The sequence below is a fragment of the Enhygromyxa salina genome (assembly GCF_002994635.1).
GTDB lineage: Bacteria > Myxococcota_A > Polyangia > Nannocystales > Nannocystaceae > Plesiocystis > Plesiocystis salina_B.
Genome location: NZ_PVNL01000124.1, coordinates 132,497 through 143,621 on the forward strand (window position 1 = coordinate 132,497; position 11,125 = coordinate 143,621).

6 protein-coding genes are annotated in these 11,125 nt (G+C 69.2%); 5 read left to right on the plus strand and 1 reads right to left on the minus strand.

The features are described 5' to 3' along the window. Positions 1–12 precede the first annotated feature (12 nt). Positions 13–1,554, plus strand: coding sequence for a vWA domain-containing protein (locus ENSA7_RS33125; protein ID WP_244923994.1), 1,542 nt, complete (start codon positions 13–15; stop codon positions 1,552–1,554). 265 nt (positions 1,555–1,819) lie between these two features. After that, positions 1,820–3,358 (plus strand): hypothetical protein, encoded by a 1,539-nt coding sequence (locus ENSA7_RS33130; RefSeq protein ID WP_244923995.1) that lies wholly within the window; start codon positions 1,820–1,822, stop codon positions 3,356–3,358. A gap of 99 nt (positions 3,359–3,457) precedes the next feature. On the opposite strand, the gene ENSA7_RS33135 is transcribed toward ENSA7_RS33130, so the two are convergent. After that, positions 3,458–4,081: a helix-turn-helix domain-containing protein gene (locus ENSA7_RS33135; RefSeq protein ID WP_106093408.1), complete on the minus strand. Its 624-nt coding sequence runs from the start codon at positions 4,079–4,081 to the stop codon at positions 3,458–3,460. A 661-nt stretch (positions 4,082–4,742) separates the two neighbouring features. On the opposite strand from ENSA7_RS33135, the gene ENSA7_RS33140 reads away from it, so the two are divergent. From ENSA7_RS33140 to ENSA7_RS33150, 3 genes are all read left to right on the plus strand, one after another. Continuing rightward, the gene (locus tag ENSA7_RS33140; RefSeq protein ID WP_181234347.1) at positions 4,743–7,772 is read left to right on the plus strand and encodes an AIR synthase-related protein; all 3,030 of its coding nucleotides are present in this window, start codon (positions 4,743–4,745) and stop codon (positions 7,770–7,772) included. Then, positions 7,762–8,667 (plus strand): phosphoribosylformylglycinamidine synthase subunit PurQ, encoded by a 906-nt coding sequence (locus ENSA7_RS33145; protein WP_106093410.1) that lies wholly within the window; start codon positions 7,762–7,764, stop codon positions 8,665–8,667. Before ENSA7_RS33140 ends, ENSA7_RS33145 begins: the two co-directional genes overlap by 11 nt. 105 nt (positions 8,668–8,772) lie before the next feature. Further along, positions 8,773–10,788 (plus strand): TolB-like translocation protein, encoded by a 2,016-nt coding sequence (locus tag ENSA7_RS33150; RefSeq protein ID WP_146158420.1) that lies wholly within the window; start codon positions 8,773–8,775, stop codon positions 10,786–10,788. The last annotated feature ends 337 nt before the right edge of the window (positions 10,789–11,125 follow it).

Consider the following 11,125-nt stretch of genomic DNA (forward strand, 5'->3'; position numbering starts at 1 on the left):
GACGGTCGTTCCATGCATCGCTCTTACATCTTGGCCCTGGCTTCGCTCTCCCTGCTCGCGCTCGTTCATGGTTGCAGCGACGACACGAGCAACACCGACACCGCGGTGACCGTCAACCCCGACACCGGGAACTCCAACGGCCCAACCACCAGCGGTGACGGTGACGGCGACAGCGACGAGACCGTGAGCGGCGGCGAAGAGGACGGCTGCCCGCCGATCACGGGCTGCCTCGATCTCCCAGAGGAAGACGACCCGGTTGGCTGCGACTCGGAGGGCAACTGCAACCTGGTCGATCTGCTGTTCGTGATCGACAACTCCGGGACGATGGGCGCCGAGCAGCTCAACCTCGCGCGCAACTTCCCGCTGCTGGTCCAGCAGCTCGAGGGCCTGCAGTCCGAGAACGGCGGCACCGGTGCCAACGTGAACATCATGGTCACGACCACCGACTTCGGGAACCCGCTGTGCAAGCCGTTCGCCAACCACGAGCCCGAGTCAGGGGCGCCGGTCGCGAGCGCGTGCACCAAGCGACTCGATCGCTTCACCGGCCTCGCGCAGATCAACCCGCCGGTCTACGAAGAGGCCTGCACCGACGTCTGCGCCGCGCCCGGCATCGAGCCGCTCAACGGCGATCTGATCATCCACTTCGACGACGACGGCGACAACGTCCCGCCGGTTCCGCCGGCCGACATCAACGGCGACGGCATCGACGACAGCCCGGTCGCGCAGGCGCTGGCCTGCATCGGCCCGCAAGGGATCGACGGCTGCGGCTACGAGTCACCGCTCGAGGCCATGATGCAGGCCCTCAACCCGCTCGCGCCGTGGAACTGCGGCTCGCCCGGTGATCAGGCCGCGTGCCCCAACGGCGGGGTCGAGCGCCCGTTCATGCGCGAGGGCGCGGTGCTGGCCGTCGCAATCATCACCGACGAGGCAGACTGCTCGGTCAAGGACTACGCGATCATGACCGACAACGCCTACTTCGCGGCGCTCGACGGCGACAAGCTGCCGAGCTCCGCGATCTGCTGGAAGGCCGGCGTCACCTGCAACGGCCCCGACGCCAACGGCGTGTACGTCAACTGCTCGTCCAACGACAGCGCCGACGTCATGCAGCCGGTCAAGCGCTACAGCGACTTCCTCAACCTGTACGTGCGCGAGGGCCTCGGCAAAGAGGTCGTGATGCTCGGGATCCTCGGCGTCCCGCCGGTCACCGAGCACAACCCCAAGTCGCCCCACGAGCCGATCGCCGGCGGCGTGAAGTCGCTGGTCTACCGTCAGTGGCGCGACAGCGACATCCTCCAGGAGGACGCGGAGAAGGGCGTCGACGTCGACTACCAGCAGTGGGCGTTCGGGATCGGGCCGGGCTGCACCGGTCAGGACATGCAGGGCACCATCACGGGCCAGGCGATCCCGCCGGTCCGGGTCAAAGAGGTCTGCCAGTCACTCGACTACGACGACAAGATCCGCTGCTGCATCGAGTCGGTGTGTGACGATGACTTCAGCCCCGCGCTGGGCTGCCTGACCGACGTGATCCAAAACGTGTTCACCCCAGTCGAGTAGGGGCGGCGTCAGCCGCGGGTGGCCGCCATCCGGACCGCGCCTGCGCGGTCGAGTGCGGCCGATTCTGCGCTGGATCAGCGCTGCGCGTTACGCCGTGCCGGGCCGCGTCGTGCTGGGCCCATCGAGCGCACCAACCGCGAACGCGGGCCCCATGTGAGGTCAACCGCGGTCGCACGGACCACAATGTGCGTCACTTCGGTTTCCCCAACCGCACGGAAAACGTGTAGGGTCAGTTAGCCGCGGCGGACAGCCAGGCGGAGGAACGATGCGTAGGACGACCTTCAACTTGATGCTCCTTTCTGGCCTTTGTGTTGCCCTTGGCACCGTCGTCGCGTGTAGCGATTCGGGTGCAGACGATGGCAGCGCGACCCTCACCCTCGATGGCACCGACTCCGGTATCACCAACACCACGCCGCCCGGCGACGGAGACGGCGACACAGGTGACGGCGACGGCGATCCAGGTGACGGCGACGGCGACACCAACGGCTGCCCGCCGGGCGGCTGCCTCGACCTCGAAGATGAAACCGACTCGGGCACCGGCCCGGGCGGCTGCGCCTCGGGTGACGGCAGCTGCGGTCTCGTCGATCTGCTGTTCGTCATCGACAACTCCGGGACCATGGGCGAGGAGCAGGTCAACCTGTCCGCCAACTTCCCGCTGCTGATCGACCGGCTGCAGGAGTTGACGGACAACGAGGGCAACCCCCTCAACCCCAACGTCAACATCATGGTCACCACGACCGACCTCGGGCACCCCCAGTGCACGCCGTTCCAGCCCGACGGCTACGAGCCGGCCCAGGGCGCCCCGCAGAACGTCGCGTGCATCAACCGGCTCGAGGACTTCGACGGGCTCGGCAGCAACGCCCCGTCGTTCCCGCAGGCCTGCACGGAGGGCTGCCCCGTGGCCGTCGCCCCGCTCGATCCCTTCATCCACTTCGAGGGCATGAACGCGAGCACCACCAACATCCCGGGCAACAACGTCAAGGGCGCGCTCAGCTGCATCGGCCCGCAGGGCATCAACGGCTGCGGCTACGAGGCCCCGCTCGAGGGCATGCTGCAGGCGATCAACCCCACCGCCGAGTGGAACCAGGGCAACAAGCCGTTCTTGCGCAACGGGGCGATCCTCGCCATCGCGATCATCACCGACGAGGCTGACTGCTCGGTCCGCTCGCCCAACGGCTACGCGTTCTTCACCAACCAGATGCAGAACACGTACTGGGAGATCAACCCCGACACGGGGACCAAGACCCAGGCGACCTCGGCCGTGTGCTGGAACGCTGGCGTCGACTGTGGCGCGCCCGACATGAACGGCGTCTATGCCGACTGCAACTCGATCGACACTGGCGTGTTGCACTCGAAAGACCGCTACCTGACCTACCTGCAGGACGAGCTCATCGCCCACCAGAACAAAGAGGTCATCATGCTCGGGATCCTCGGGGTCCCGCCGGTCACGGCCCACAACGAGCAGCCGCCATTCGAGCCCACCGCGGGCGGCGTCATGGACCTCGTGTACCGCAAGTGGATCGACGGCGCCTACCCGGCCGGCGACATCCTCCCGGGCGACAACAGCACCGCCGCCAAGAAAGAGTTCGAGTTCGGCGTTGGCCCGGGCTGCACCGGCGAGAACGGCATGGGTGGCTTCACCGGCCAGGCGATCCCGCCCGTCCGCGTCAAAGAGGTCTGCGAAGCCCTCAACGAGGACGACAAGATCCGCTGCTGCATCGAGTCGATCTGCGACACCGACTTCTCGGACGCCATCGGCTGCCTCACGGGCATCATCCAGACGGTCGTCGACCCGCCCAAGTGATGCGAGGCTGGGCCTGAACCCTCAGGCCCGACCCAACGCAAAAGAGCCGACCCGCCACCGGGTCGGCTCTTTGTTTTTTTAGCTCGGACCCTCGAAGACTCAGCGCGGCTTTCGGCTGAGTTTGCGCAGGTGCGCGGCGCCGTTGCGGGTGATCTTGACCTTGCGCTTCTGGCCGCTGCCCTCGACGTGAATGAAGCCCTTTGAGCGCAGGTGCCGGAGCACCAGCTTGATCTGCTCGGACGTCAGCTTGGTCGCGCGCAGCAGGCTCGGCTCACTCAGCGGCCCCTCGTCGGCCAGGGTCCGCAGGATCCGAAGGTCGCCATCGGGGACATCGGCGCGGCGACGGATCACGGCGGGGCCGGCGTCGGGCAGGTCCATGAGCGGGTTGCCCTCTTCGTCGAACTCGATCTCGGGCTCCTGCGCGGCGCGGCGGCCGGTACCGTTGGTGCCCGCACTCGCGCTACCAGACAGACCGCTCGTCAAGACCGTGCGGGTCGGCAGGACCGGGCGCGCGACGGCCATGTCGATCAGCTCTTGGACCGACATGTAGCCCAGCATCGGGGCGAGGTGCGGGTTTCCGCGGGTCGCCGTGACGAGCTCGCCGAGCGTGGTCTCGTCGGGCAACGAATTGACCACTTGGCGCATCACATCGAGCAGGGACTGTCGCCATTGCTCGTCGACTTCTGCCGTGCGCTCCTCGTCAATCTCGTCACGTTGCAGCATTTGGGCGTCCGCTGTCATGTGCGCCCACGGTTAATATGCAGTTGTTGGATTGTCATTGGACTTGTAGCTACGAGCGGGTTCGGCTGTGCTGGTCACTTCATGTCATTGGACGAGCACAGCGTCGGCGACCCTTGGTGCGATCCGACGCGGTCCCGAGTGCGTCGCGCAGGCGCGAGGCCAGGGGCTGAAACCGAGGGTGTATCGGAAGACTGCGGGGTCGGGACCCGAGATGGGGCCCAGGAGGCGTCCACAGACGCGTGCTCAGGGTCGTGACGGATGCACTACGGGCTGCTAAATCGTCTCGTACGTGAGCCCTTGCGGGCCCGTCTGGATGCTCAGCCATGCAATCGCAAAGCCCAGCAACCCGAAGCCGTCGTGGAAATGTTGCAGGGCACTCGCGTAGGTGTCAAGTGCTAAGGCCACGTTCGAGGGCCCAGGAGCGCGCTGCAGGTGCTCTGGCGGGGGGGCGCCATCGGAGCCGATGTCCCCAGCATGGGGTCTAGCGGCGCCCTACAATGCGAAATCACCCTCGCACGGGGGTCGTGCAGCGGGTTGTCGCAGGTGGTCGGGAGCCAGTGAGATCTCCAGGGTAGGCGAGGGCGTCTCGGCCGCGTGGCGTGCGGCCATTGACACCCGATCCGGCCCGGGGGAGGTATCCGCCGTGACCCTGCATCGGCTCGAGATCGAGGCGCGTGGCGGGCTCGGTGATCCCCTGGCCGAGGCCACCCGTCAACGGTTGGACACCTGGCTGCAGCTGCGCCCGCGGGCGTTGGCGACCCGTCGGGTGTATCACCTCGAGCTCGGCCTCGATGCGGACGAAGCCTCGCAGGTGCTGGCGGCGCTCGTCGATCCAGTCGCGGAGGTCGGGGCCGTGGGCATGTTGGACGACCCCGCTCACGCGGGCGAGCTGCCCTGGGTGCTGTCGATCGGGAGCTTGCCCGGGGTCACCGACGCGGTCGGGAGCTCGGTCGCCCGCGCGGCCGCCGACTGCGTCGGTCGTCCGCTGCGCGGCAACGTCTACAGCTCGATCCTGTATCTGTTCTGGGGCCTGGAGCGCGAGGCGATCGAGCGCGCCGCCAAGCAGCTGCTCTACAACCCGCTGATCCAGCGCATGAAGCTGGAGCTGGCCCCGCGCGCGCTCGACCTCTCGGTCCCGCGTGCCGGCAGCTCAGCCCCGCCCGACGTCCACATCATCGCGCTGCGAGCGGCCGACGACGCCACGCTCGAGGCGATCTCGCGCGACGGGATGCTGGCCCTCTCGCTCACCGAGATGCGGGCGATCCAAGCTCACTTCACGCAGCTCGGGCGCGACCCGACCGACGCCGAGCTCGAGTGCCTGGCGCAGACCTGGTCCGAGCACTGCAAGCACAAGATCTTCGCGTCACCGATTCACTACACGGATCCGAGCGGCGCGCAGCGGGTGCTCGAGCGCGGTCTGTTTCGGGGCTACGTGCGGGCCGCGACCGAGACCATCGCCGCGCGTCGGCGCGAGCTGAGCGTCGATCCCGTCGGCGAAGACTTCCTGGTCTCGGTGTTCCACGACAACGCGGGCGTCGTGCGCTTCACCAGCAGCGATCACCTCGTCTACAAGGTCGAGACCCATAACTCACCCTCGGCGCTCGATCCCTACGGCGGCGCGATGACGGGCATCGTCGGGGTCAACCGCGACAGCTTTGGCACCGGGCTGGGCGCGGATCTGCTGACCAACGTGTGGGGCTATTGTTTTGGCGACCCGCGTGGGGATCACAGCGAGCTGCCCGCGGGCCTCATGCACCCCCGGCGGATCCGCGATGGCGTTCACCATGGCGTGATCGACGGCGGCAACCAGTCGGGGATCCCCTACAGCCGCGGCTTCGAGCTGTTTGACCCTCGCTACACCGGCAAGCCGCTGGTCTACTGCGGCACGGTCGCGGCGATGCCGGTCTCGGTTCCGGGTCCCGACGGTGCGTCGCGGCCGACTCATGAAAAGCCGATCGCGGTCGGCGACAACATCGTGATGGTCGGCGGCCGGATCGGAAAAGATGGGATCCACGGCGCGACCTTCTCGAGCGTCGAGCTCGACGAGCAGTCGCCGGTCCAGGCCGTGCAGATCGGCGACCCGATCACGCAGAAGATGATGTGGGACTTTCTGACCGAAGCCCGCGACCGCGGCCTGTTCTCGGGCATGACCGACAACGGCGCGGGTGGGCTGTCGAGCTCGGTCGGCGAGCTGGCCGAGGCCACGGGCGGGGCTCGCATCGATCTGGCGGCCGCGCCCGTGAAGTACCCGGGCCTCGCACCGTGGGAAATTTTAATCTCCGAGGCCCAAGAGCGGATGACCGTGGCGGTCCCGCCGAGTGAGCTCGACGCATTCTTGGCGCTCGCGCGCGGGCGTGAGGTCGAGGCCTCGGTCCTGGGCGTGTTCACCGACACTGGCCGGTTCGAGGTCAGCTACGGGCAAACCTCGGTCTGCGATCTCGGCCTCGCGTTTCTCCACGACGGCGTCCCGCTGCCCACGCTCGAGGCCCGCTGGAGCCCGCCTGCTCAGCCCGCGAGCGATCCCGCTGGGGCCCGCGCGCGGCTCGAGGCGCTCGACCCGGCCGGACTTGGCGCGGTGATCCTCGACTTGCTCGCGCGGCCCAACCTCGCCGCCAACGATGACCGCGCGCGCCACTACGATCACGAGGTCAAGGGCCTGAGCGTGATCAAGCCGCTGCTCGGGGTCCGCGGTGACGTCCCGGCCACCGCCACGGTCATGCGGGTCCGACATGGTCGCGACGAGGGCGTGGTGCTCGGTGAAGGCATCCACCCGTGGTACGCGGACGTCGACACCGACGCGATGGCCCGGGCCTGCGTCGACGAGGGGGTCCGCCGGGTCCTGTGCGCTGGGGCCCGGATCGATCGGATCGCGGCGCTCGACAATTTTTGCTGGCCCGACCCGATCCGCTCGGCCAAGACCCCCGACGGCGAGCACAAGCTCGCGCAGCTGGTTCGCTGCTGCGAGGGGCTCTACGACGCGTGCGTGGCCTACGGGGTGCCGCTGATCAGCGGCAAGGACTCGATGAAGAACGACGCGTTCCTGGGTGGGGTCAAGATCTCGATCCCGCCGACGCTGCTGGTCAGCGTGATCGGCCAGACCAGCGACGTCGCGCGGAGCCTGAGCTTGGAGCCGCGCGGCGGCGAGGACCGCGTGTACCTGCTCGGCCCGACCGCGCTCGAGCTCGACGGCAGCGAGCTCGCGCGAGCGCTCGCGGATCGCGGTGAGCCGCTGCCCGCGACCGATGTCCCGCGCACCGATCTCGACGCGTGCTGGGCCCGGTACCGCGCCTTCGCCGAGCAGCGCGACGCCGGGCGGGTTCGCTCGGCCCACGTGTGTGGCCGCGGTGGATTGGCGCTGGCCCTGGCGCACATGCTGCTGGCCGGCGAGCGTGGGCTCGAGCTCGAGCTCGATGAGCTGGTGGCCACCCATGAGCTCCCGATCGCGGCCGCGTTGCTGTCGGAGTCGACCGGTCGGATCGTGCTGACATGCGCCGCCGCCGAGGCGCCCGCGCTCGAGCAGGCGCTCGGGCCCCACGGGCTCGTCGCGCTGGGCCGGCTGTCGAGCGCGGGACCACCCGCGCTGCGCCTGCGAGCTGGCGGCGCCGGGTTCGAGCTCGAGCTGCCGCTCGCTCAGCTGCGCGGGCGCTTTGAGGAGGGACTTCATGGCATCTGATCCAGCAGGTCTGCTCACCGAGCTCGCCCCCGATCTCGATCCTCGCGCCGTCGCGGCCGTGCGCGTGCTGATCCCGACCGGCTATGGCCTCAACTGCGAGGCCGAGACGGCGGCCGCGTTCGAGCTGCTGGGCGCCCGGGTCGAGCGCGTCCACGTCGCGGAGCTGCTCGACGATCCCAAGCGCCTGCACGGCTGCGCAATCCTGGCGTTCATCGGCGGGTTCTCGTTTGGCGATCACGTCGCCAGCGGCCGGGTGCTGGCCAACCGCCTCCGGTTTCGGCTCGGCGACGCGCTGGCCCGTCACGTCGCTGACGGTGGCCTGGCGATCGGCATGTGCAACGGGTTTCAGGTCATGGCCAAGCTCGGTCTGCTGCCTGGGCCGCTGACCGGCGCCGACCCCAGCGATCAGCTGGCGCCGCAGCGGGTCTCGGTCGTGGGCAACGATCGGCTGGGCTACCGCGACGCGTGGGTGCGGATGCGCTGTGACCCCGACAGCCCGTGCGTGTGGACGCGCGGCCTCGATCTGATCGAGAGCCCGAGTCGTCACGGCGAGGGCAAGCTGGTGTTCGCGGACGACGAGATCCGTGCGCAGCTCGAGGCCGAGCACCGCGTCCCGGTTCGCTACGTCGACGACGCGGGCGCGCCGACCGAGCTGTGGCCAGCCAACCCCAGCGGCTCGCCCGGTGGGATCGCGGGGCTCTGCGACCGCAGCGGCCGTGTGTTCGGGTTGATGCCGCACCCCGAGGCGTTCCTCTACGCGGAGAATCATCCGCGCTGGCCCGCCCGCGACGACGCGCCCGCCCCACGCCACGGACTCGGCCTGCGCGTGTTCGCCAACGGCTTACGCGCTGCGCTGCAGGTGCGGCAAGCGGGTCAGAAGCCTGACCCGAGCTGAAAAAAGCCCGCTGCCAACGAGCGACTCGACTAGTCGAGGCGTCCGCAAGCGAATCAGAAGCCTGACCCGAGCTGAAAACAGCCCGGGGCTGTGGCAAGCTGGGGGATGCCTATGAAGCCCGGCGTTGGTTCGGACCTCGAGGTCCTCAACCGGGGCTTCCTCCCTCGCTTGGGCGTGCTCGCGCTGTTGATCGTCGCCGCGCTCGCGGCGGCCGTGTGGTCGGGCACGCGCAAGCACGGCAGCGGCGAGCCAGAGCAGCGCCAGCGGCTGCTGGTCGTGAGCGGGGGCGACGTCGACTACTACACGCTGCTCGAGAAGGGCGGGTTCTCGATCGAGGTCGACAGCTTCGACGACTGGCAGGCGGCGGCCCGCGAGCTGCTGCCCGACAGCGAGGCCGACGGGCTGACGCTGGTGCTCGCGCTCGCCGATGAGCGCGGGTTTGGGTTTGTCGTGCTGGAGGGGCCCGGCCGGTTCGACTTCGAGGGCCTCGAGATCGAGCCCAGCGTCGACGAGATCGAGGACTTCGCGGCCCGCGACTACGCGGTGCTGAGCGTCGGTGACTTCAGCTTCCCCCACCGGCTCAGCGTCGACGCGGCTGGCGAGCTGCCGTTCATGCGGGTCCCCGGGTTCGGCACGCTCGAGGCGCTGTTTGGGCAGCCGGGGATCGGCGCCCGCGAGGATCCCGATCGACCGACGATCGAGGAGCTGCAGTACGAGGACGCGATCGAGCGGGCGCGCTGGATGTACGAGCGGCCCGCCAGCTTCGCCGCGGCGATCGAGCTCGCGCGTGCGGCGATCGATACCAGCCTCGCGCAAGATCCACGCGCGCCCGCGCTGGTCCCGAGCTTCGCGACCGGCTCCGCGGTCCCCACCCCCGACGGCGGCGCGCTGCTCGTGGACCACGACCTCGAGGTGTACAGCACCGACGCGAACAAGCTGGAGGTGCACGCGGGCGAGCAGCTGCGGCTGCGCTACCTGTCTGGATCCGCGCTCGAGAAATTGGTGGAGACCGGGGAGCTCGAGCCGGTGGACTGCCCCTCGCTCGCCGGCGGCGGCGTCGACATGCGGCGGCGTCCACGAGTCGAGGCCGCGATCGACGGCAGCGCGATCGCGATTCACACGCGCGCGGGCGAGGCCGAGATCTGGTGGAGGCTCGATCGAGCCGGCTGCGAGTGGCGCGAGCAGGCGGGGGTGCCCTCGGTGCTCGGGGGCGTGCTCGCGCCTCAGCTCGGACTCGAGCGCTCGGATCAGCGCCTGCTCATGGCGCAGGTGAGCACGGACGAGCTGGGGACCTCGACGCTGCGCGCGTGGCTGCGGCCCGCGTCCGTGCGCGACGAGCCGGCTGGTCAAATCAACCCGGCCGGTCGGATCGCGCGGGTCGAGCTGAATGAGCACGAGCGGCGCGACGCGAGCGAGGACATGGCCGAGGCCGTCTCGCTGCTGCGCTTGCGTGAGCACGTCTTCGAGGGGGTCGCGTTCGTCGACTCACGCCACGTCGCGCTGCTGTCCCGGGTCAGCGGAACCGACGAACACGCGCTCCACGTGGTGGACAGCGAGCGTCCTGGCGCCCACTTGCGGATCCCGTCGCTGTTCTTCGCCGACGGCCGCGGGCTGCAAGAGCTGGCCGTGCTCAGTCCGGCGTTGCTCGCTGTCACGAGCGCGGACTCGGGGTCGGACGCACGCTTCACGCATGGTCCACGCTTCGCGATCACGATCGAGGGCGACCCCGACGCCGAGCTGGTCGAGCTGGAGATCGGCGCCGCGGCGTGGCAGGCGTTCCTCGACGGACTCGATGAGCCGGGCGAGGCCGCGCTGTTCACCCTCACGCCCGAAGATCTGCGGGCCGAGACCCACCCGGCCGACGGCGTGTGGGACTTCACCGTGTCGACGCCCGCGGGCGCGCTGGCCCACGCGACGTCGGACTGGCCCGATGACAGCGAGATCGCGGTGCGCCTGTTCGCGGGCGGCCCCGAGCAGCGGCTGACCGACAACGACCTGCCCGACATGCTGCCGCGCTTCACCGCGGATGGTCGACACCTCGTGTATGTCTCGCTGCTGAAGACCGCGCTATCGCCCGACGCCTTCAGCGTTCCGCGGATCGTGGCCGTGCCCGCGCGCTGACGCCGGGCGCTCTGGAGCGCGATCAGGTTGGAGTCGCGTGGGCGCCGCGAGGTCCGGCGCTCACGAGCGGCGAGATGGCTCACAGCGCGCGAATACCGAGGAATTCTAGCCAAATGACGGCCATGAAAACTCGCACCGCGGGCTCGAATGTTCCCGCACGATGACCGTCCCGCTGGCGTGAAACGTACGACACTGCTGGCGCTTGCGATCGCTCTTCCCGCATGTCTCCCCGACCAAGGTGGCGACCCCGCAGACGTGGAGACCGGAACGGACGACGACGGGTCCGACGACGACCCGCCTGAGACGGGCGGGGACGGGGATGGCGATGGGGATGGAG

Coding starts and splice junctions, on each gene's coding strand:
- ENSA7_RS33125 (WP_244923994.1), top strand. CDS start 13: ATGCATCGCTCTTACATCTTGGCCCTGGCTTCGCTCTCCCTGCTCGCG.
- ENSA7_RS33145 (WP_106093410.1), top strand. CDS start 7,762: ATGGCATCTGATCCAGCAGGTCTGCTCACCGAGCTCGCCCCCGATCTC.
- ENSA7_RS33135 (WP_106093408.1), bottom strand. CDS start 4,081: ATGCTGCAACGTGACGAGATTGACGAGGAGCGCACGGCAGAAGTCGAC.
- ENSA7_RS33130 (WP_244923995.1), top strand. CDS start 1,820: ATGCGTAGGACGACCTTCAACTTGATGCTCCTTTCTGGCCTTTGTGTT.
- ENSA7_RS33150 (WP_146158420.1), top strand. CDS start 8,773: ATGCCTATGAAGCCCGGCGTTGGTTCGGACCTCGAGGTCCTCAACCGG.